Source organism: Paenibacillus vulneris, assembly GCF_039543185.1.
GTDB lineage: Bacteria > Bacillota > Bacilli > Paenibacillales > NBRC-103111 > Paenibacillus_S > Paenibacillus_S vulneris.
In genome coordinates this window covers 184,542-204,736 of sequence record NZ_BAABJG010000015.1, presented here as the reverse complement: position 1 = coordinate 204,736, position 20,195 = coordinate 184,542, and the positions used below count along the sequence as shown (strand labels likewise).

Below are 20,195 nucleotides of genomic sequence, written 5' to 3'. Positions count from 1 at the left end.
AAGGCTGCATCCCGCAGACTGCACCAATGCCCCTTCCCTCTCCTATGCTGCCTCAACGGAATAGCTGTAAGATGTAATGAATGATGGCAAATTCTATGACGACCAGAAGAATGCAAGTTGTCGAGTATGCCTGAAGCCTCATTGTACTGAACTTATCTTTCCAGTATTCACCCCTGAAGAAGGAGATGAAATTAGGGGTAAACGAATATTTGACGGACTGTTCAAATTCATCTTCATCATAAAAAAATAAAGAAAACAAAAAACGGTACAGAGGATAATTGATGACTAACAGTACGATAATGATAAGGATATTCCAATTCATAGGGCCACCTCCCTCTTATTCATACGAAAATAGTAAAGGGAAGTTCCATAAAATACCAGAATATCAATCCGCCGATTTTACCGAAGGGGGTAACCACGGTCAATGTGCTGCCGTCCCCTTTTCCCCATAACAATCGTTCTGAGTCCATTTGGGACCAGCTTTCGATGCATTCCGAGCAGCTTCCCGTCAGTTCCAGTATACCCGGCATCTTTGATTTATTCGTTCTCATCGCTACCACCCCTCTCTAAAAAGAAAGAAGACACAAAGCAACCATCCAAATGGCGACGATATCAGTCCATCCATGTTCAAGGAATAGATAAATAATTGTCATGGTTAAGATGAAAACAAGCCCTATTTCATTTCATAATCGATGATATGATAAATATCACAACGACGTTTATTTACGAACCAAAAGGGTGATAAAATCATGTGGAAACCCGACCGACAGAGCAAAAAACCTATCTATGAACAAATTGCCGACCACCTGGAACAGAGAATTTCTTATGGGGAATTTCCTCCGGGCAGCCTGCTTCCTTCCGAACGAAAATTGGCGGAGCAGCTGGGCGTCAATCGAAGCACGGTCATCCTGGCCTTTGCCGAGCTCCGATCGATGGGGATCATTGAAAGCCGCGCTGGCAGCGGCACTCGTGTGAGCAGAACCAAATGGGGAGCCATGCCGAAGCATACGCCGAACTGGCGCCGGTATGCCGAAGGCGGAAGCTTTCTGCCTAACCCTACCTTCTTGCGCAGGATCCGTGAAGCGTTAACACAGCAACCGTCCCTTATCGATTTTGCCAGTGGTGAATTATCACCGGACTTGGCTCCTACGGAAGAAATTGCCGATCTTATGAGCCAGCATAGGTATACCTCCTATTTGGGGTACGATAATCCGCAGGGGTATGTGCCGCTTAGAGAAGCGCTGGTGACGTATTTGAGTCAATATCGAGGGATTCAGACAACCGAAGCCTCCATACTGATAACGTCCGGCTCCCAGCAGTCGTTATATCTTATTACCCAATGCCTCTTGTCGCCGGGGGATGCCGTTGCGATTGAAGACCCCTCTTATTGTTACTCCCTGCCGATGTTTCAATCCGCCGGGCTGCGGCTGTTCCGTCTGCCTGTCGATCAGGAAGGCCTATGTCCCGAAGACATTCGCACCTTGTATAAGAAGCATCGCATCAAGATGGTCTTTATGAATCCGAATTTTCAAAATCCGACGGGGACCGTATTCAGCATGGAACGGCGCAAGCAGCTGTTTGCCGTTGCCAGCGAATTGGGGCTCCCTATCGTGGAAGACGATCCTTTCGGCTTGACTGCTTACGAGGGGGAGGTTCCGATGCCTCTTAAATCGATGGACTCTAACGGCTCGATTCTTTACATCGGTTCCTTCTCCAAAATCGCCGCCTCCGGGCTGCGGATCGGCTGGATGGTCGCGCCGCATTCGATCGTGGAACGCCTGGCTGATGCCAGACAGCAGATGGATTTCGGGCTAAGCGTCATCCCCCAGCAGGTGGCTGCCCAGTTCATCCGATCGGATTACTTCCGGCCTCACCTGGAACGGCTGCAGATACAGCTGCAGTTTAAGCGGGATCTCTTGGTCGAAGCCCTGCAAACGGAGCTTCCGGATCTGGTTTCCTTCACCGCTCCGCATGGGGGACTGCATTTGTGGTGCAAGCTGGCACATCCCGTTCATGACGGCCGATTGCTTGAAGAGGCTATCAAGAAAGGCATTGTATTCGTCCCCGGCAGCGTGTACGGCTCAGACTCAAGCTATGTCCGGTTCACTTATGCCAGAGCCAAAGCCGGGGAGATCCGGGATGGGGTCGCCAAATTCGCCGAGGCGCTACGGGAATTGGTGAGGGAGTGAATACAAAAAGGCTGGCAATATTGCCAACCTCAATTGAGAAACCCGTATTGCTCGAAATATTTCTATTATACTCAAGAGGGGCATACCCCTACAGCCGCTGTTGAAATCCGTAAATTTGATTAGATGAAGTGGTATTTTTACGGTTTTCAAAGGCGGACGTAAACTCTTCCGAGGTACACCCCTCTTCCTTATATAGAAATTTTCTCGGAATAAACAGGCTTCTCAAAACAAAAGGTTGGCATCTCCTTGTATGCCAACCTTTTTGTCGTCTTTGCAGTTAAAACGGTCGTCCCGGCGTATCCGCCATCATCACGACGAATACGATCATCAAGTAATTGACCGAGAGAAGAAAATTGGTTCTCGCCCATGCGCCATCATTGACAGCGGTAATGCCGCGAACCGTGTGCCAGCCCCATACTCCGCTGGCAAGCAAGGCGATGATCAGGAACACGATACCGGAATATCCGAGTCCATAGATCAACAGAACGGTCGGAAGCAGCAGAATCACGTAAGGGATCATCTGCAGCTTGGTCCGCTTGATTCCTTTGCGAACAGGCAGCAAAGGATATCCCGCTGCTCTGTATTCTTCTACGCGCCGAATGGCTAAGGACCAGAAGTGAGCCGGCTGCCAAAGAAACAGGAGCGCAAACAGCAGCAATGCTCCTATGTCCATTGTATGGCTATAAGCGCAATACCCGATCACTGGGGGCATCGCCCCGGATATCCCTCCGATCGAGGTGCTCCAGGTGGAGGTGCGCTTCAGCCACATCGTATAGATGACCACATAGACGAACATCCCGATAAGGCCGAGCCAGCCGCAAATGGCGCCGACTTTTCCGAATAATACGGTTTCACCGGCAAGCCCAAGCACCAATCCATAAGCCAATGCGCTTTTACGATGAATCCTTCCGGTTGCAAGCGGCCGTTCCCTCGTCCGATCCATTTTTCGGTCCAGCTTATAATCCCATACATTGTTCAATACACAAGAGGAAGCCATGGTAAGCGTAGTTCCCAGCAGCATCCATAACAAGAGCTTCCAGTCCGCCGACCATCGGGAGGCTATCCAGCAGCCCCCGAATGCGGCGATAAGATTTAATAGAAGGATACGCGGCTTGGTCAATTCGACCCAATCCCGGATGGAAGCGGCCCTGCTCATACGGCCACCATGTTGTACAGCATGATCCACATTGATCCCGCTACAATGACGATCAGGATCACCAGCCCAAGCAATAAGGATATCAATTGATAACGCGGCTTCTTCTCATCCCGCAGATGCATGAAGAACCATAGCTGTACAATCAGCTGCAGGGTGCCGGCGGCCATTAATACGACTGCTTTGGTTATTCCTGTAAGCCAGCCTCCGAGAACAATGGCTACCGGAATCGCAGTTAATAGAAGAGACATGACGAACCCCATCGTATACGATTGAACAGATCCATGAGCTTTGCCCCCTGAGGGAACCGAATGTATGTTCTCCAACCTAGCTCACCCCCATTAAATAAACCACAGTAAATACGAAGATCCATACAACATCCAAAAAATGCCAAAATAAACTGATGACTTGAACCTTTCGTTTGGTGACAGGCGTAATCCCCTGCTTGCTTAGCTGTATCATGATGGCAACCATCCATACAAGACCAAGGGTCACATGCAAGCCATGAGTGCCTACCAGCGTATAGAATGCCGATAGAAAAGCGCTTGTCCCCATCGTCGCGCCTTCTTGCACAAACTGTGCAAACTCACGGATCTCGAGTCCAACAAACAGGGCTCCCAGCACAGCCGTTACGCCGAGCCATCGGATCAACGCCTGCTTTTTTCCTCGGTTCATAGCCAATACAGCCAATCCGCTGGTATAGCTGCTGGTTAACAAAATCAATGTGCTGACGATGACCCCGCCCAATTCGAATAAATCGGCCGGCCCTGGTCCCCCGTTGGTATTGTTTTTTAAAACGATATAGGTGGCAAAAAATGTGCCGAAAATCATAATATCGGTCATAAGGTAGATCCAAAAACCGAACGTTCGCATTTCTTCCAAATCAGGTTGGTCGTGGTGCCCGGCCGCCGATGCTGGACTCAGTTGGGATGCATTCATTGTCTGTTCACCCTCCTCATGGCCGTTTCTGTGCGACTGACTTCATCGACCGGAATGTAATAATCGGTATTGTAGTTAAAGGAATGGGCGAGCATGCAGATCGCAACGCCTGCTAATCCTGGGATAATGAGCCACAGCCAGTGAAAGACGAAGCCGAACCCCGCCACAAACCAGAAGCCGGCCATGGTGATCGGGATGCCGGAATTTCGAGGCATATGAATGGGCTCCAATGAAACGGCCTCATTAAAAGTTGCCTCTCTTCCTTTGCGCTGCTTTGTTTCCCACCAATCGTCCATCTCGGTCACCTGCGGAATGACGGCAAAGTTATACAGCGGTGCAGGTGAAGGAATCGACCACTCCAGCGTACGGGCGTTCCACGGATCTCCCGTCGTATCGAGATGCTGGCGGAAATGCTTGACGCCGTGGGCGATTTGCCAAACCTGAAGCAGAAATGCAATCCCCATCAAACCGGCGCCGATAGTAGATACCAGATTGAGCTCCCACCAGCCTTTATCCCAGCTGTAAGTGACGACACGGCGCGTCATCCCCATCAAGCCCAGGACATATTGGGGCATAAAACAGATATAGAAGCCGATATTCCAGAACCAGAATGCCCATCTGCCGATTCGCTCGTTCAGCTTGAAGCCGAACATTTTGGGCCACCAGTAATATAGGCCGGCAAAGTAGCCGAAGACGACACCGCCGATAATGACTTGATGAAAATGCGCAATCAGAAAATAGCTGTTATGGTATTGAAAATCCGCTGGCGCAACCGACAGCAGGACTCCTGTCATACCGCCTATAACAAAGCATGGAATAAAACCGGCTGTCCATAGCATCGGAGCTTCGAACGTAATCCTGCCACGGAACATGGTGAACAGCCAATTGAACACCTTTACCCCGGTCGGTATGGCTATGAGCATGGTTGTCAAAGCGAAGAAGGCATTAACGTCGGCTCCGGAACCCATTGTAAAGAAATGATGCGCCCATACCAGGAATGACAAAACACTGATAATGACCATGGCGTATACCATGGAATTGTAGCCGAACAGCTTTTTCTTGGAGAACGTCGCCACCACTTCGGAAAAAATACCGAAAGCCGGCAATACGATAATATATACCTCGGGATGTCCCCACATCCAGATCAGGTTAATGTACATCATAGGGTTGCCGCCGCCGTCCAGCGTAAAAAAGTGCGCTCCGGCATAACGGTCCAGGAACAGCAGCGCCAGCGTCGCCGTCAATATGGGGAACGAGAAAATAATCGCAATGCAGCTGGAGAGCACCGACCAGGCGAACATCGGCATTTTCATCAGCTTCATCCCCGGCGCCCGCATTTTCAGAATCGTAACGATAAAATTGATGCCGGTCATCAGACTGCCGATCCCGGAAATCTGAATCCCCCATATATAGAAGTCTTGCCCGACACCGGGATTGTACATCAGCTCGGAATAAGGCGGATAAGCAAGCCATCCCGCATCCGGCGAACCTCCGATGACAAAGCTCAGGTTAAACAGCATGGCCCCTGAGAAAAACAGCCAGAAGCTGAGTGCGTTCAGGAACGGGTAAGCAACGTCACGAGCCCCGATCTGAAGCGGGATAACCACATTAAACAGACCGAACATGAAGGGCATAGCCATGAACAATATCATAATGACGCCGTGCGTCGTGAAGATCTCATTATAATGATCAGGCTGCAAAAATGGCATGTCCGGCATGGAGAGCTGCGTTCGCATCAGCAATGCGTCCACTCCACCGCGGAACAGCATAAGAAACGCGGAAAGAATATACAAAATACCGATTTTTTTGTGGTCGACCGTAGTCAGCCATTCCCGCCAGAGCCACCCCCATTTCTTGAAATACGTCAGCGCGAACAAGATTGCACCAAGAGTAAGGATAATGCTTACGTCCGCACCATAAATCAGAGGATCACCGGTTACGAAAAATTGGGATGCGAGGCTTTTAGTAGGATCCAGCATGAAGCTCAATCTCCTTTCCTGCCGTTCACTTATGCTCGTGCACTGATTTCGTATCCTGCACGGACATTTCATGATGATGTGATGCGGCGTATTTGGTGACAATGTTTTGAAACAGTCCCTCGGGAAATGAGGAATAGGTCAACACCTTCGTAGTGGAGGGCTTGGCCAATTCATGATATCCATCCAAGGTTAAAGCCGGTGAACCTGCCTTGATCCCTGTTACCCACTCATCAAACTGCTCACGTGTTACTGAATTAACGTCAAAATACATTTTGGCAAAATCCTTGCCGGTATAATTGGCCCCGGAGCCCCAGAAGGTCCCCAGTTCATCCGCCTGCAAGTAAAGCGTCATGGCCATTCCCGACATAGCATAGATTTGGCCTCCCAGCTGAGGGATCCAAAAGGAGTTCATCGGGGAATCGGCCGTGATCTCGAAACGAATAGGCACCCCTTGTGGAATTGTCAGCTCATTCACCGTAGCGATACCTTGTTCGGGGTACTGAAAGAGCCATTTCCAGTTCAGCGACGTCACCTGCACCGTTATCGGCTTGACATCGGACTTTAACGGTTTGGAAGGCTCCAGAGCATACGTCGATTGGACGGTAATAACGGCTATTGCGAGAATAATCATAATGGGAATCCCCCACCAGATGACCTCCAGCTTGGTGCTGTGTGCCCAATTCGGCGAGTAAGCCGCTTTTCTCTCCTTACGCTCCCTGTAACGCCACAGGATGACGGCCGTCAGAATAAGAACCGGGACGATGACGACCAGGCATAATGCGGTTGTAATGTACATTAAATCCCGCTGCTGTTCAGCGATCGGCCCCTTGGGATGGAGTATGATGATATCGGAGCAGCCTGTGAAGACAAACAGTGCAACGGGTAGCATTGATAATGCCGCGATCCATCGCCCAATTTTGGAAGCATTCATGTTGAAGTCTCAACTCCTCATAACAATATGGCTTGCATTAAGCTTCACTTTAAAAGAGCACAGCCGAACTGTCACCAGCCGATCAAGAACACAATGCCACCATCCAAGTTCAACGTTTTGAAATGAAATGAACAACATTTGGACATAGTTTCAGCAGTTTCCCATCCCTTAATGAAATTAGCAACAGCGGACTCGTTAAATCACTAAGCTCCACTTCAAATCGAAAAGCCGATCTTCCTTCCGAGGAAAATCGGCTTTACAAATTATGGCATAGCGCTCTCATAGGGGCGTGTAGAGGGATATCATATATCGCACCAGTGGGTGGCGTCATTAATATGCATTTATTTTAAAGGCATCCAATGTCTGTTGTAGTGCAACCATATGAACTACCTCTGCTATGTTCTGATGAATACAGGCGACCACACTCGTTCGGATCACTTCCCGGTTCATTGCCAGCTGGCCTTTATGACCCCGCAGCGCATAGGGATAATAAGAGCAATCCCCCTCTTGGTATTCCTCGGAATCCTTAATGAGAATGTCCCGTTCCTGCAGCTCCCTCCTTACGGCGGACAGTTCCTCACGCATCCGACTGATCATAATCATGGCTGTATCTGAGTATAGCTTTCGTAAAGTAGCTGTTGATGCTTCCATTTCTATGCGATTCGTGTTAATGATTGTAATCGCGATTGGCAGCAAAATGTAATCTCTCATTAATTGAAGCTCATGTGCAGAAGGCTCCATGAAAATCACCTCACATTCATTATATGAGAACTAATGTTCCTATATCAATGCTAATTTATTCGTTATAATGGCTGACTATGAGGAGTACTTTCGTTATAATAAAGGAATGCCCATCCTAACCTGACGACTATTTGACATTGACGGGGTGTATAATGACGTGACGTATGACTTAAACGAAATATCCAAGAATGTAGGTTTTTACAGAAAGCATCAGCCCATACCAGACCTCGAGGAAGTAAATCTTGTCTATCATGCAGCGGCTTCCGGTGATAAGAATGCAGCTACCCGTATGCTGGATTGGAAAAGACACTGCTTCTACGTGAAAAACGCTTATGAACAACAGGTCATGAGCATCGTATTCACATACTGTGGCGAACTATTCCGGAGGCAGTGACGAACTTATACTATAGAACATAATCCGGCAAATTAAGGCCTTGGAACGAAGCTGCTCTTGGTACATAGCGGTGCACATCGTTATTTACAACTTTTGCTTATTAAAAAAAGTGAGTGGTCCGACATTTCGTCGGCTCATCTCACTTTTCTTATTTTATAGGTTGAGCATACACAGTACATTGTTTGCGGCAAGCGAACTTTTCACTCTTCATCTAACAAAAGGCGGCTTGCCGCCGGAAGCTAAATCCTCAAAAAAGACCAGGTGATCGGTATAAAGATTGCTTGGAATCGCGTGAAGCGGGAAAAATTGATTGTCCAGTGTTTCATGATTGCTTTCGACCAGTTTCCCTTGAAAATCCCTGCAAGTAAACAAGACCTGAACCAGCGAGGTCTGGTCGCCATTAGCAAAGTGCTTCTCCGCGTTGGAATAAATGCCGAAATGCTCCAGCGCTCCAAGCCGCAATCCCGTCTCCTCCCACACTTCGCGGCGGGCAGTATCTTCTATCGATTCTCCCGGCTCCATAAAGCCTCCGGGCAATCCCCACCGGCCGTTGTCTGAACGCTGCTGCAGCAGCAGCTCCTGCCGATCGTTCGTCCACACGAAAAAAGAAACTCTTATTTAGTTAACTTCATTAACAATCTATCATAATTAACACTATAAATAATTAATGTAATTAATTGATATTCAATCTACCTACCGTTTTTCGATGCTATTTTTGCTGATTTTCGACCATCTCCAAATGCTTGCGCCCCCAGCTGCACATGCTGTCCAACACGGAGGAGACGGTTTTCCCATGCTCGGATAAGCTGTATTCCACCTTCGGCGGTATCTCCTGGTACACCACACGTCGAATCAGCTGATCGTCTTCAAGCTCTCGCAGCTGCTTTGCCAGAGTACCTTGGGAGACTTCAGGAATCAGACGGCGAAGCTCGCCGAAGCGCTTCGTGCCGTCTACTAGCAAGATGAATAAAATAAGCGGCTTCCATTTGCCGCCGATCATGTCGAGCGTTGTAATAACTCCTTTTAATCTGGGTTCTTGCAGGTTCATCGTTTCTCTTCACCTCTACTCTATGATACCTGCTGTGTATCCTTTTTGCACTATGAATTCCCCAATTCCTTTGGGAGCCTTTGGTACGAATTTTCGGACCTAGTACGACTAAAGTGTGTACTTGGCAGCATCTGGCTCCTGTTGAATAATAAGAGCCAGGCAGCAAAAATCCTAACTTAGAGGTGGTACTATGACATACCCTACATTAAAGCAGCAAAGAGTCGTTATTATCGGCGGAAGCTCGGGGATCGGCTTTGCCGCTGCCCAACAAGCTAAAGAGCTCGGGGCAGATGTTGTACTCGCAGGCCGTTCCAGTTCCAAGCTGGAGGAGGCCCGGAATCGTCTCGGGAACGCAGGCGTCGAAATCCATTCGCTGGACAACCGGAATAACGAGGAGCTGATAGCTTTTTTCGAAGCCATCGGAAGCTTTGATCATCTATTTACGCCGGGCGCCTCCTACGTTAGAGGACCTGTCACATCAGAGCCTGAAGTCGCCCGCAGCTGCTTTGACGCCAAGTTCTGGCCACAATATTTTGCCGTAAAATATGGTGCCCCCTATATCAGCAAGAAAGGCTCTGTAGTCTTGATGTCGGGTGCGTTCAGCCAGCGGCCGCTAGACGATGGAGCCTCCTATGCAGCCTGCAACGGCGCAATCGAGAGCCTCGGCAAAGCGCTAGCTGTCGAATTGGCGCCGATTCGAGTCAATGTGATCTCACCGGGAACGATACGCACATCCTTCAACTGGGAAGGTGCGGAGCAAGCCGTCAGAGACCAAGCGTATGAAGACTATGCCGGAATGAATCTTCTCGGACGGGTAGGTCATGCTGAGGAAGCTGCCCATACCGTCATCTATTTAATGACCAATGGCTATACAACAGGAAGCACTCTGTATCCCGACGGCGGCTATCTACTTCGATAACGGATGTTGTCTTTACACCAAAAGAGCCGACATAAGTCGGCTCCCACGGTATCATTTATTTGTGCCTTTACTGCGCAGCCGCCTTAGTACTCCTCAAACAGGAAATACCAGTACAGTGCGACCTCGTCCTTGTTTTTCTTAAATCCTTTATAGACGAAGGAATCGAATCCGCCCAGAACAAAGCCGCAGCTCTCATAAAATCGGCAGGCTTGGACGTTATTATTCTGCGTCTCGAGCATCAGCCCCGGCATACCGCCGGATTTTGCCCAGCTTTTGGCTTTGTCTATGAGCTGACGTCCTATACCATATCTTCTAAACTGGCGGTCAACCTTAATATCCTCGATATAGCCGTAATGATTCCAATTTCGCTTTAGTACGATGAGACCCGCTACCCGATTGCCGGCATAGGCTATAAAGATCTTTTGATCGGGATGATCGATGTACGTTGAATAATCGATATCGTCTGCATCATCCTCCTGCTGTTCCGAATAGCTTTTGGTGTACGGTGGAACCGGCTTGGCTTCATGTTGAATCCCCTGATCTGTGCTGGTAATGACAAGGACAGAATCGACTCCAAAGCTATCATCGATAAGCTGTTCCGGCAGTTGTTGCAGATTCGTGAGCTCTTCTATCGAAATATTCAATGTTCTCCCCCTTTATCAAGCATTTTCGTTCCTCTCTCCACGATGACTGTTTATGGTCACTGCCTCCGAAGCCTCATTCCCGCTTCCCAATCGTTTCCATTTTACTACAACCGTCACCCATGCGGCTAGAGCAAATCCAATGCCGCTCCAGATAAGCTGATGGATTCCCAATTGGGCAATGAACCAACCGCCTATCGTTGTACCGACGGTTATTCCCAGATTCGTAAAAGAAACGAACAAGCTGTTGCCGAATTCTGGCGCTTCCTCCGCCTCTGTCATCAGCCAGGCTTGACTCACCAGAAGCCCGCCGGAATGCACCATTCCCCATACGATAACCATAATGATCATAGGAATGAAGTAAGTCCCTAGTCCATAGACAAGAACATAAACCGCTATGTACAGCAAGGGAAAGAGGAACACCGTTCTCTTCAAACTTTTTTGCAGCCAGTCCCCGAATAGAAAATTACCGGCAATCATCACTATGCCAAAAACCATCAGCATCAGACTAATCCAGGTACCGTTCATTCGGGTTACTTGCCCAAGAAATTCCGCATAGTAGCTATATACAGAGAACATCGATGCGAAGATACAGGTTATGGTTGCAATATGCAGCCATAGTCCAGGCTTGCGCAGAATGCTAAGCTGTCTTCCATAGGTCATCTTCTGATTAACCGGCATGGAAGGCAGTCCTAGTAAGATTCCGAATCCTGCGATGGCACTCACTATTGCGCCAAACAGAAAGGCGGCCTCCAAGGAAATATGCTCAGCAAGAAACGAAGTTAAAGGCACGCCAAAAGCAAAGCCTACCGTAATTCCCGCAAATACCTTTGTCACCGCTTTGCCGCTTTTTTCCGGCGGAACCAATTGGGCTGCCGTGACTAGAGCTATCGAGAAAAAGACGGGATGCAGCATCGCCGGAATGATTCGAAACACCAGCATCAACTCGAACCTGGTTGTAAAAGCGTACACCAGATTAGAGACTGCAAACAGGAACACCGCGGAGGATAAAATGAGTTTACGGTTCATTCCGGATGCAAGCAAGGTAACAAAAGGTCCCGACAAGGCCACCACCAAAGCAAATACGCTGACCAGCCATCCCGCTTGTGCTGCGGAAATATGGAATTTATCGGTTACCTGGGGAAGTACCCCCACGATGCCCATCTCCGTTGTTATGATACCAAACACACCTAGGGCAAGCATAATAAGTAATAAAGGGTTAGACTTGTTCATGATGATAGTTCTCCATTTCTGTTGTTCTGTGACCGGACCTTCAAGGTTTCATCTATATATTCATGTATCTATATTTATAGATATGTTAAGACAAAAAAAGAGGCACCTCCTTCCTCTCTAAAGTTCTTTCTGCACATACTCGGCGAACTCCCGAATTATTTTTTCATTCCTTCGATAAAAGGTCCATTTGCCTATCCGCTCCGATTCGAGTAAGCCGGCATTTAGCATCGTGCTTAAGTAGCTTGATATGACGGATTGCGCAAGCCCTGATTTGGCCTGAAGATCCGCCACGCAGACGCCGACCTTGAAGTCGATACCATGCTGGATATAAGGACTTTTATCAAAATACTCCTCTTGATGCTTCAACCAAAACATAATTTGACGGCGTGTTTCATTCGATAATGCTTTATAGATTAATGAAGGGTCCATACCGGTTATTATATCTATTTTTATAGATTTGTAAATATGTTAACCCGAACGATCAGGAAACTTAACTCTGGATAGCTTTAAAATATCGGAATATTTTATTCAGCTTCTTCTCATGCCGCCCTCTTGGACTCTCCATAGAACCAAACTCGAAAAATTTGACCTTCTTCATGCCGACAAACTGAAATAATGCCTTTCTCATTAATATTTTGTGAGCGTTATTCAGCCAAAACAGTGGATACAAGGCCGGTCCCTTCATCGTAGAAATACAGACGACCGATTTTCCTTGGAGCAGCCCTTCCGGAAAAAGCCCCTTCTTATCGCGGTAGGCGAAATTAGCGGCGAACATTTTATCAATATAGCCCAGCAGCATGGCCGGAGGTCTTCCCCACCAGATCGGATACACCAATACTATTTTATCCGCCCACAGGATTTGTTCCCGATAAGTCTTCAGCTCAGGATCGGCATGCATATCTCTTCTGCGTTTGTTCTCATGGAACACAAGGACCGGATCAAAGCCCTCCTTATATAAATCCAGTATGGCGTTCAGCCAGCCCGTTACCCCTAGCCAGGTTAGCGATTGTCAGCATATGTCCATGCCGAATACAAGCCGGGAGCTTAAGAAGCTGTGCGAGAAGCAGCTCTGTGAGAAATTCGACGCTCCCGATGACCGGCGCAAGCAATTGTACCGTCTTACCTCCGGTGGTGAACGTATGATGAATGAAGCCTTCAAGCTCATCGAAGCGCGCTTCCTTCAGCGGATCCGTGAAGCATCCGATAGTGACCTTAAGGAGATGGATCATGCGATGGACATACTGAACAGCAAGGTCCTCCATGCAGGCAAGTCCGGATAACCAGTTCACGCTGCCCTTTTCCCCCGCATAACGAAAAGCTCTGCTTCCTGTTATCAGGAGACAGAGCTTTTTATAATCCGGATGAATTCGATTAAACAGCCGGTCTGTTCAACCTTTTTCGAGAACCCCTACGAGCGAAGTATAGAGGAATTTCCCCCATTTCTGATGTGCCAGCCGTACTTTCCTAATTCGGCCTTAGACAGCAGATGATGTCAATTCTTCAAGCCGCTGACGGATATTCCCCTGGTACAAGCCTCCGTGGTAGCAGATCACGGCTTGAATATCGTAGGCTTTAAACTTATGAAGCGATTGAAGCGCCTGCTCCATATTCGGCGTTACCCTAGGATTCGGCCCCTGCAGTTCTCCGTCGCTTACAACCATGGCGTCTCCGGCAATCAAGGTTTTGCTGGGCTCATGATATAAGCTTATATGGCCCGGAGTATGCCCCGGCGTATGAATAACGACCACACCGCCGGCTATGGGCAGCCTTTCCCCGTCCTTAACGGTTTGCGTTACATTCCCTTCTGTTGACTTGGAGAATGCATCCTCAAACTGCTTCCGCAGGTTATCCGGCAGTGACTGAAGCAAAGTTTGCTTTCTTTCCGGAGTCATCTTGATGAACGGAAGCTCTCCATCGATATAGGGCTTGTCATCCGGATGAGCAAGCACCTCGATGCGTCCTTGACTCTCATGAAGGAATTGAGGAAGACCACCCACATGATCGATATCCTGGTGGGTTAATATAATGGTGTGAGGCTCTGCTTGCTGAATCCCTGCTTTATGAATCAGATCGAGGATAAGATTGCGGCAGCCAGGCATCCCCGTATCCGCCAACACATAAGTATTTGAATCGTAAAATACGGTAGGATGAATGACCATCGGAGTACCGGGTACAGCCAGCTCCAGCATTTCGATACCTTCAGCAATTTTCATAGTTTCCAAAGCAATTCGCTTTGGTTCACCTCCTCTTGTTTTATGAAAACCAATGAGTTCATTATATGACCCGTAAGTTTCGGATGTCAATTCCATTATTGACCCTTAAGCGGTATCATGTCAAAATACGGAGGGGGTGGACGGATTGGAAGAATTGAAAAGACAACAAATCATCCATACGGCCATGGGTGTTTTTAAAGAAAAAGGGTATTTTGCCGCGTCCATGAAGGATATTGCAGAAGCGTGCGGCATGGCCAAAGGAAGCATTTATAAAATATTCCCATCCAAAGAGGATTTATTCACCGCCGTATTTGAAGCCTGTCATCAAACGATGTTCGATCAGGCCAGGAGACTGGATCAGCAATGCGGTGTGGCTTCCTCTAAGGAGATCTTGCGGCGGAAGATCGAATTCCAGCTTCAATTCATGATGGAGAACTATTACTTTACCAGTGAGTTCAAAGAGCTTCCGGTAAAGGATAACGAGCATTTTAAGATTGCTTGGCGGAAGAAAAAGCTGACCCTGCTCAAGATGCTGCGGGACTGCTTTTATGAGGCTTACGGCGAACCTGTTCAAGCTTATATCTGGGACATTGTCATCATATACCGGGGGTTATTGAGGGAATATTTATCGTTCGCCATTCAGAAAGCTATTGCTTTGCCGATGTCTGAGCTGGCGCTGTTCCTGGTAGAGCGGATGGATTCCGTTATCAAAGACATGATAAGGCAGCAGCCGGCTCCGGTGATCAGAGAAAGCACCGTTGCCTTTAATCAGCTTCATCCGATGGACGAAATCACCCAAAGGCAAATGGCCGGCGAATTGCTGATCCTAATCGAGAACAAGATCCAATCGCTGCAAATCACAGCTTCGATGAGAGAAGAATGGCTGGAGGTTCTGAAGCTGCTGAAGGAGCAGCTGGAGCTGGAAAAGCCGAACGCTACCCTGCTTCGCGTCTATGCATCGTATCTCGAGAATAATCCGGAGCTCAGCTCCCTAATCCGCCAGCTTCGTTTTATGATGGAACGATAAAAGGTTACCTTGTAAATCAAAAGGATCAGGTCTTAGCCTCCCGTGAAGACATAGACTTGATCCTCCGTTATTGCTTGCCGCCGCCCGGCTTCTCAGCAATGACTTCTCATCAATGAAATCCTTTACTTCATGCGTACTTGTGTCAACTCATCATTCAATAGGACGAGCTTCTCCTTCGTTAAATTGTAGACCCATACCATGGCAACGAAAGCGATCAAAGCGCCAGCTGCGGGGATGAGGGTGATCATATTCTTGATTCCCATAGCGACCTCTGCGGTTTGTGTCTGCACTCCCGAATTATAGCCTACGAGCACGAGCGCCAGGCCCCCGATTCCCCCCGCGACGGCCTGCCCGATCTTGCGTACCAGAGAATAGATAGAATAAACCGTACCTTCTTCCCTTTTGCCGGTAAGCTTCTCCTGATAGTCGATGCAATCGGCTACCATCGCCCATATTAATATATTCATAAAGGCCAGGCCGAAGTTGGAAATGCAGTTTAAAGCCATATACATATAAGCATTAGTAATAGGCATCACGTACATTAGAGCGCTTACAATGAATGTAATCGCCAGCCCGACCGACGCGGTTTCCTTCTTCCCAAGCCTTTTCACCAAGGGAGATATGACCGGCATGGCGACGAAGCTGGCTCCGAATCCAATTAGACCTGAAGCGGAGATTAAGCCCGGGCTATGGAAATAATCCTTAAACAAATACGGCGTTATCGCTTGACTCACAAGCATGGAAGCTAGCATTCCGAAGGAAGCCAGCATTAACCTTAACAAGGGGCGGTTGTGAAGCAAGCCCTTGATTGTTCGAATGAGCTGGACCTTTTCCTGAACAGGTTGTGCTGCTTTAATTCGCTCCGTCGTGAAATCGTATGCTCCCAAATAAAATCCGATGGCGAGAACAGCGCAAATGACAGCTACAAGGAAGAAGCCGGAAGCCGTTGGCGTCTTGCCTGCTCCAAATACGATCGATGGTGCCGCCGCCATGATGAACACATTGGCTAACAAAGCTCCAAGGGTGCGGAAGGTGGACAGCCCTGTTCTCTCAATCGGATCTGATGTCATGACGGATGCCAATGAACCATAGGGAATGTTGATGGTCGAATAAGCCAGCCCCCACAAAATGTAAGGTGCAGCGGCTACCAATACCTTCAACAACGAATCCGACGATACCGGGATATGGGTAAAGGTCAATACGCCGAGCAAGGTTACCGGTAATGCGCAATATAACAAATAGGGACGGAATTTTCCTCTCTTTCCTGCCGGCTTGGAATCAACATACGTACCCCAAGCAACGTCAAAAAGCGCATCGAGTACCCGGGCCACCAACAGGATCATTCCTGCAGCCCCCGCCGAGAGGCCGTACACGTCGGTATAGAACAGCATAAGGTACCCGCTGATCAAGCCAAAAAACAAATCATTGCCGATATCGCCGAACATATACCCTATCTTATCTCTTATACCAAATTTTCGCATCTGATTAGTGGGCATAAGATCAGAACGATTTACGGTTTCTATCATCCTATTCATATTCACAGCCTCCATCTGGCATGGTTCTGGAGAGAATCAGGTTAGCGGACGAACCGTAGGAAATGCCCCGCCCTCTAACCTCTTTTCTCCTTGTTCCTATTCGTTCTTGTATCCGAAGTGAGGTATCGCGTGCCAGCGCTTGCGCAGCTCGTGAGCCGCGTATTTCGGCTTTCGGTCCCTCGTAAAGATGCCTTTTTTATTTCCCTGTACACGAATGATGCCTTGGCTCGTTTGAAAATCAGCAAAGTTCCACACCTGCTCGCCAACGAAGCTGCCGAATTCATCGAAAACCTCGTGGTTAGCCTTCAAATATTCCACCTGGAATTCTTCGGTAAACATGACGGGGTCCACATCGTGCAGCCCGGCAATGGTATCCGCACCGTATTCCGTCATGATGATCGGTTTCCCTGGACAGCGGCGGCCCCAGCCATGGAATTCCTCACGGAGCTTGTGCTTCGCCATCTCCCAATCTCCGCCCTGAACATACCAGCCATAGTATCGGTTCAAAGCCAATACGTCGACGAGCTCGGCTACCTTGCAGGTTTCCGGCGTAGACATCAGATGGGTCACGATGGTAACCGGTCTATGCTGAGGGTCCAATTGCTTGGCCAGCTCAACCAGGGGCTTAAAATATTCATAAGCTCCTTCTTCTTCGGAAGCAGGCTCATTGGCAATAGACCACATGACGACGCAGGGATGGTTTTTATCTCGGGCAATCAGCTCGCGAATCACCTGCCGATGATGCTCCGCTGTCTTCAGCTCCTCCCATGTTTTTCGTTTTGCGCCGCTTCCGAAAATCGCCATGAAGTTCAAATGTAATCCGACAGCGGGAGTTTCATCGATCACGACGATCCCTTCCTTATCCGCGAGCCGCATCATTTCCTCCGAGTACGGGTAATGAGCCGTTCGGAACGAATTGGCGCCGATCCATTTCATCAAGCGGAAATCCATAACATTCGCCGCTTCGTTGATTCCTCTTCCATGAATCGCCGTGTCCTCATGCTTCCCGAAGCCCTTGAAGTAAAACGGTTTTTGGTTGATAAGAAACCTCCCGTCCTTGACTTCCACGGTTCGTACGCCGAAAGGCTGTTCGTATACATCTATCGTTTGCCCATTTTCGATCAGCTCGATCTTCATTTGGTACAGGTACGGAGCCAAGGGCTCCCATAGCTTCACATTACTAAGGCGAAGAACGCCTTGCCCGGAATTCCCTTCTGCCACCAGACGGCTCTGCTCGTCAAGAACGCTCACCTTCACCTGCCCTTTAGCCGAGGTATCCACTTTATAATGAACGATCCCATCGGTCCCCTCCGTCTCTGTAACAATCGTTACATCCTTGACATACGAATGAGGCGTCGTATAGATTTTGACCGGACGATGAAGGCCGGCATAATTGAAGAAATCGAAATTCGGCTGGTTGCGTACCACTCTGCCTACTTCAGGAATCTCCTGATCACTATAAAGTCCTACGGGCAGTGTGGTTTCATCCACTATATTGTTCACCGCGACCGTCAAACGGTTAGCTCCTCCCTGCAGATGCATATTGATAACGGTTTCAAAAGGCATGAACCCTCCCTGATGCTCCGTTACCAGCACGCCATTCACATAAACTTTGGCCGTGTGGGTCGCCGAGCCGAATCGGAGCACAATCCTTTCGGTTAAGAGCTGCCTAGGAACGGTAAACGTTCTCTCATACCATACCCAGCCAACATGATTGCGGATGTCCGCGGTAACGCCCAAATCATTATACGATGACGGAACTGACATGCTGATGGTATTCGTTAGAGGTTGTTCATACCATTTCTTTTGAAAGCCCTTACCAGAATCCAGCTTAAAGCCCCAAATCCCATTCAGGTCTAAGATAGCCCGCGATTCCGTTATGATCGGATATAACATAGTTTTAGCTCCTTTTTATCATGAATGTCATTCTGTATGGGTTATTATACTGCTTTCTAACGCCGCTCGTTAGGACTATAATTGCATATATAGGATTCCAATAACATATCTAAAAGGATGATTGTACATGAGCCTCCAACTGAATTTGACGGTTGCCACTCTGACCTTATTTCATTCCACAGACATCAATACGAGTGTACTGAACAGCAATGGCTCCCTCTATTTGGCTCACGAGCGGGATCCGATGCCGGACTTTATGCGCGGCATGCAGCAGAGCTTGTATCCGTACTTAATCGCTGAAGCAAGCCGATCTTATGGAGAATGCTGTTTATTTACCGATGAAATGAGCCTGTCCTATTTGGCAAAGCATATACAGCTTCCTGAGCAGGACCCAAAGACGATCGTCATTGGCCCCTTCCTGGAGCAAGTGCCCGGTACCAACCGGCATGACCATGGATTCAAGCTGGGCGCGCAACAGCAGATAGAACTGGAGGCTTATTACCGCAGCTTGAAGCTGATCAGCAGCTCACGGGTTCAAAGTATTGCGAATGTACTGGATCAAGTTGGCTCCATCCGGCAAACTCCGCTGCGGATTGTGAATGCGACGAATATAGAGAATGGATCACCGAGACTGTCCCAGGCAGAGCTGTTGAAGCGCCAGTCTGATGACTCCTTTGTCGAACTCATAGAGCTGAGGTATCAGATAGAGAAAGAGATGATGAGGGCGGTAGAGAAAGGGGACCAATCGGAGCTCAAGCGAATCACGAAGCAGGTTAACAATCTGTTCGATTTTTCCGAGAGATTTCCGAACCAGCCGGTTCGGGCATTGAAAAACGCCATGGTCGTACTGAACACGCTGCTTAGGATTGCCGCGGAACGCGGTCATGTGCAGCCTATATTTCTGCATCGGATTTCGGAGAAATTCTCCAAGCAAATCGAACGATTGGATACGATCGATTCGCTCAGTGCGTTATGGAGCACCATGGCGGGGGAGTACTGCGAGCTGGTGAGGCGGCGTTCCATCGCAGGGTATTCTCCCGCCGTGCAAAAAGCGGCCGAGCATATCGCGACCCGGTTTAATCAGCCCTTAAACATGCGCGAGCTGGCGGCATTATGCGAGGTCCATCCCGCTCATCTCTCCAGACAATTCAAAAAGGAAACCGGGCTAACCCTAACGGACTTTCAGCAAAAGCGGCGAATGGAGGAGGCCAAGCTATTGCTTAAATCGGAGCACGTTTCCGTTGGATGGATTGCCGGTTATGTCGGCTACGAGGATTCGGGTTATTTTACCCGAATATTCAAAAAGCTTGAAGGAATGAGTCCATCGCAATATCGCACCGAGAAGTGATTCTTCACG

21 protein-coding genes and 1 pseudogene are annotated in these 20,195 nt (G+C 48.6%); 5 read left to right on the top strand and 17 right to left on the bottom strand.

What is annotated here, in order from left to right; all coding sequences use genetic code 11:
- Nucleotides 1-52: 52 nt before the first annotated feature.
- Nucleotides 53-322 carry a hypothetical protein gene (locus ABEA66_RS14580; RefSeq protein ID WP_345588321.1) on the bottom strand — a complete coding sequence of 90 codons (270 nt, stop codon included), beginning with the start codon at nt 320-322 and terminating at the stop codon, nt 53-55.
- A gap of 19 nt (nt 323-341) precedes the next feature.
- Nucleotides 342-551 carry a hypothetical protein gene (locus tag ABEA66_RS14575; RefSeq protein WP_377739422.1) on the bottom strand — a complete coding sequence of 70 codons (210 nt, stop codon included), beginning with the start codon at nt 549-551 and terminating at the stop codon, nt 342-344.
- A 198-nt stretch (nt 552-749) separates the two neighbouring features.
- Here ABEA66_RS14575 and pdxR point away from each other — a divergent pair, with 198 nt between their 5' ends.
- Nucleotides 750-2,189: a MocR-like pyridoxine biosynthesis transcription factor PdxR gene (pdxR, locus tag ABEA66_RS14570; protein WP_345588319.1), complete on the top strand. Its 1,440-nt coding sequence runs from the start codon at nt 750-752 to the stop codon at nt 2,187-2,189.
- 277 nt (nt 2,190-2,466) lie between these two features.
- Here pdxR and cyoE read toward each other — a convergent pair whose 3' ends face one another.
- From cyoE to ABEA66_RS14530, 8 genes are all read right to left on the bottom strand, one after another.
- Nucleotides 2,467-3,345, bottom strand: a complete 879-nt coding sequence (gene cyoE, locus ABEA66_RS14565; RefSeq protein ID WP_345588317.1) for a heme o synthase — start codon at nt 3,343-3,345, stop codon at nt 2,467-2,469.
- A complete protein-coding gene (locus ABEA66_RS14560; RefSeq protein ID WP_377739424.1) occupies nt 3,342-3,668 on the bottom strand; it encodes a cytochrome o ubiquinol oxidase subunit IV in 327 nt (108 codons plus the stop codon). The genes cyoE and ABEA66_RS14560 overlap by 4 nt, the downstream gene beginning before the upstream one ends.
- 1 nt (nt 3,669) lies before the next feature.
- Entirely contained in the window at nt 3,670-4,281 is a 612-nt protein-coding gene (gene cyoC, locus ABEA66_RS14555; protein WP_345588315.1) for a cytochrome o ubiquinol oxidase subunit III, read from the bottom strand.
- Entirely contained in the window at nt 4,278-6,260 is a 1,983-nt protein-coding gene (locus ABEA66_RS14550) for a cbb3-type cytochrome c oxidase subunit I (protein WP_345588313.1), read from the bottom strand. The genes cyoC and ABEA66_RS14550 overlap by 4 nt, the downstream gene beginning before the upstream one ends.
- Nucleotides 6,261-6,285: 25 nt before the next feature.
- On the bottom strand, nt 6,286-7,191 hold the full coding sequence (gene cyoA / locus ABEA66_RS14545) for a ubiquinol oxidase subunit II (protein WP_345588311.1): 906 nt from the start codon (nt 7,189-7,191) through the stop codon (nt 6,286-6,288).
- A 330-nt stretch (nt 7,192-7,521) separates the two neighbouring features.
- Nucleotides 7,522-7,932: a YhjD family protein gene (locus tag ABEA66_RS14540; RefSeq protein ID WP_079909572.1), complete on the bottom strand. Its 411-nt coding sequence runs from the start codon at nt 7,930-7,932 to the stop codon at nt 7,522-7,524.
- Between the two features lie 601 nt (nt 7,933-8,533).
- Nucleotides 8,534-8,926 carry an NUDIX hydrolase gene (locus ABEA66_RS14535; RefSeq protein WP_345588309.1) on the bottom strand — a complete coding sequence of 131 codons (393 nt, stop codon included), beginning with the start codon at nt 8,924-8,926 and terminating at the stop codon, nt 8,534-8,536.
- A 109-nt stretch (nt 8,927-9,035) separates the two neighbouring features.
- Nucleotides 9,036-9,374, bottom strand: a complete 339-nt coding sequence (locus ABEA66_RS14530) for a winged helix-turn-helix transcriptional regulator (protein ID WP_079909569.1) — start codon at nt 9,372-9,374, stop codon at nt 9,036-9,038.
- Between the two features lie 190 nt (nt 9,375-9,564).
- Between ABEA66_RS14530 and ABEA66_RS14525 the strand changes: the two genes are divergently transcribed.
- Nucleotides 9,565-10,293 (top strand): SDR family oxidoreductase, encoded by a 729-nt coding sequence (locus tag ABEA66_RS14525; protein ID WP_345588306.1) that lies wholly within the window; start codon nt 9,565-9,567, stop codon nt 10,291-10,293.
- 83 nt (nt 10,294-10,376) lie between these two features.
- Here the strand turns inward: ABEA66_RS14525 and ABEA66_RS14520 are convergent, their stop codons facing one another.
- From ABEA66_RS14520 to ABEA66_RS14505, 4 genes and pseudogenes are all read right to left on the bottom strand, one after another.
- Nucleotides 10,377-10,937 (bottom strand): GNAT family N-acetyltransferase, encoded by a 561-nt coding sequence (locus ABEA66_RS14520; protein ID WP_345588304.1) that lies wholly within the window; start codon nt 10,935-10,937, stop codon nt 10,377-10,379.
- Between the two features lie 15 nt (nt 10,938-10,952).
- A complete protein-coding gene (locus ABEA66_RS14515; RefSeq protein ID WP_345588302.1) occupies nt 10,953-12,167 on the bottom strand; it encodes an MFS transporter in 1,215 nt (404 codons plus the stop codon).
- A 117-nt stretch (nt 12,168-12,284) separates the two neighbouring features.
- Nucleotides 12,285-12,596 (bottom strand): ArsR/SmtB family transcription factor, encoded by a 312-nt coding sequence (locus ABEA66_RS14510; RefSeq protein WP_079909566.1) that lies wholly within the window; start codon nt 12,594-12,596, stop codon nt 12,285-12,287.
- A 61-nt stretch (nt 12,597-12,657) separates the two neighbouring features.
- Nucleotides 12,658-13,134: pseudogene (locus ABEA66_RS14505) on the bottom strand (NAD(P)H-dependent oxidoreductase); the annotation flags it as partial.
- Between the two features lie 49 nt (nt 13,135-13,183).
- Here ABEA66_RS14505 and ABEA66_RS14500 point away from each other — a divergent pair.
- The gene (locus tag ABEA66_RS14500; protein WP_144027792.1) at nt 13,184-13,447 is read left to right on the top strand and encodes a MarR family winged helix-turn-helix transcriptional regulator; all 264 of its coding nucleotides are present in this window, start codon (nt 13,184-13,186) and stop codon (nt 13,445-13,447) included.
- A gap of 195 nt (nt 13,448-13,642) precedes the next feature.
- Here ABEA66_RS14500 and ABEA66_RS14495 read toward each other — a convergent pair whose 3' ends face one another.
- Entirely contained in the window at nt 13,643-14,380 is a 738-nt protein-coding gene (locus ABEA66_RS14495) for an MBL fold metallo-hydrolase (RefSeq protein WP_345589295.1), read from the bottom strand.
- A gap of 145 nt (nt 14,381-14,525) precedes the next feature.
- Here ABEA66_RS14495 and ABEA66_RS14490 point away from each other — a divergent pair, with 145 nt between their 5' ends.
- On the top strand, nt 14,526-15,407 hold the full coding sequence (locus ABEA66_RS14490; protein WP_345588298.1) for a TetR/AcrR family transcriptional regulator: 882 nt from the start codon (nt 14,526-14,528) through the stop codon (nt 15,405-15,407).
- Between the two features lie 122 nt (nt 15,408-15,529).
- Here ABEA66_RS14490 and ABEA66_RS14485 read toward each other — a convergent pair whose 3' ends face one another.
- Both ABEA66_RS14485 and uidA read right to left on the bottom strand, forming a co-directional pair.
- The gene (locus ABEA66_RS14485) at nt 15,530-16,942 is read right to left on the bottom strand and encodes an MFS transporter (RefSeq protein ID WP_345588296.1); all 1,413 of its coding nucleotides are present in this window, start codon (nt 16,940-16,942) and stop codon (nt 15,530-15,532) included.
- 96 nt (nt 16,943-17,038) lie between these two features.
- Nucleotides 17,039-18,838 (bottom strand): beta-glucuronidase, encoded by a 1,800-nt coding sequence (gene uidA, locus ABEA66_RS14480; protein ID WP_345588294.1) that lies wholly within the window; start codon nt 18,836-18,838, stop codon nt 17,039-17,041.
- Nucleotides 18,839-18,965: 127 nt separating this feature from the next.
- Between uidA and ABEA66_RS14475 the strand changes: the two genes are divergently transcribed.
- Nucleotides 18,966-20,186: a helix-turn-helix domain-containing protein gene (locus ABEA66_RS14475; protein WP_345588292.1), complete on the top strand. Its 1,221-nt coding sequence runs from the start codon at nt 18,966-18,968 to the stop codon at nt 20,184-20,186.
- Nucleotides 20,187-20,195: the final 9 nt, after the last annotated feature.

Excerpts from the sequence above, each read along its gene's own strand:
- ABEA66_RS14580 (WP_345588321.1), bottom strand. The coding sequence starts at position 322 with ATGAATTGGAATATCCTTATCATTATCGTACTGTTAGTCATCAATTAT.
- ABEA66_RS14575 (WP_377739422.1), bottom strand. The coding sequence starts at position 551 with ATGAGAACGAATAAATCAAAGATGCCGGGTATACTGGAACTGACGGGA.
- pdxR (WP_345588319.1), top strand. The coding sequence starts at position 750 with ATGTGGAAACCCGACCGACAGAGCAAAAAACCTATCTATGAACAAATT.
- cyoE (WP_345588317.1), bottom strand. The coding sequence starts at position 3,345 with ATGAGCAGGGCCGCTTCCATCCGGGATTGGGTCGAATTGACCAAGCCG.
- cyoC (WP_345588315.1), bottom strand. The coding sequence starts at position 4,281 with ATGAATGCATCCCAACTGAGTCCAGCATCGGCGGCCGGGCACCACGAC.
- ABEA66_RS14550 (WP_345588313.1), bottom strand. The coding sequence starts at position 6,260 with ATGCTGGATCCTACTAAAAGCCTCGCATCCCAATTTTTCGTAACCGGT.
- cyoA (WP_345588311.1), bottom strand. The coding sequence starts at position 7,191 with ATGAATGCTTCCAAAATTGGGCGATGGATCGCGGCATTATCAATGCTA.
- ABEA66_RS14540 (WP_079909572.1), bottom strand. The coding sequence starts at position 7,932 with ATGGAGCCTTCTGCACATGAGCTTCAATTAATGAGAGATTACATTTTG.
- ABEA66_RS14530 (WP_079909569.1), bottom strand. The coding sequence starts at position 9,374 with ATGAACCTGCAAGAACCCAGATTAAAAGGAGTTATTACAACGCTCGAC.
- ABEA66_RS14525 (WP_345588306.1), top strand. The coding sequence starts at position 9,565 with ATGACATACCCTACATTAAAGCAGCAAAGAGTCGTTATTATCGGCGGA.
- ABEA66_RS14515 (WP_345588302.1), bottom strand. The coding sequence starts at position 12,167 with ATGAACAAGTCTAACCCTTTATTACTTATTATGCTTGCCCTAGGTGTG.
- ABEA66_RS14510 (WP_079909566.1), bottom strand. The coding sequence starts at position 12,596 with ATGGACCCTTCATTAATCTATAAAGCATTATCGAATGAAACACGCCGT.
- ABEA66_RS14500 (WP_144027792.1), top strand. The coding sequence starts at position 13,184 with ATGTCCATGCCGAATACAAGCCGGGAGCTTAAGAAGCTGTGCGAGAAG.
- ABEA66_RS14495 (WP_345589295.1), bottom strand. The coding sequence starts at position 14,380 with ATGAAAATTGCTGAAGGTATCGAAATGCTGGAGCTGGCTGTACCCGGT.
- ABEA66_RS14485 (WP_345588296.1), bottom strand. The coding sequence starts at position 16,942 with ATGAATAGGATGATAGAAACCGTAAATCGTTCTGATCTTATGCCCACT.
- uidA (WP_345588294.1), bottom strand. The coding sequence starts at position 18,838 with ATGTTATATCCGATCATAACGGAATCGCGGGCTATCTTAGACCTGAAT.
- ABEA66_RS14475 (WP_345588292.1), top strand. The coding sequence starts at position 18,966 with ATGAGCCTCCAACTGAATTTGACGGTTGCCACTCTGACCTTATTTCAT.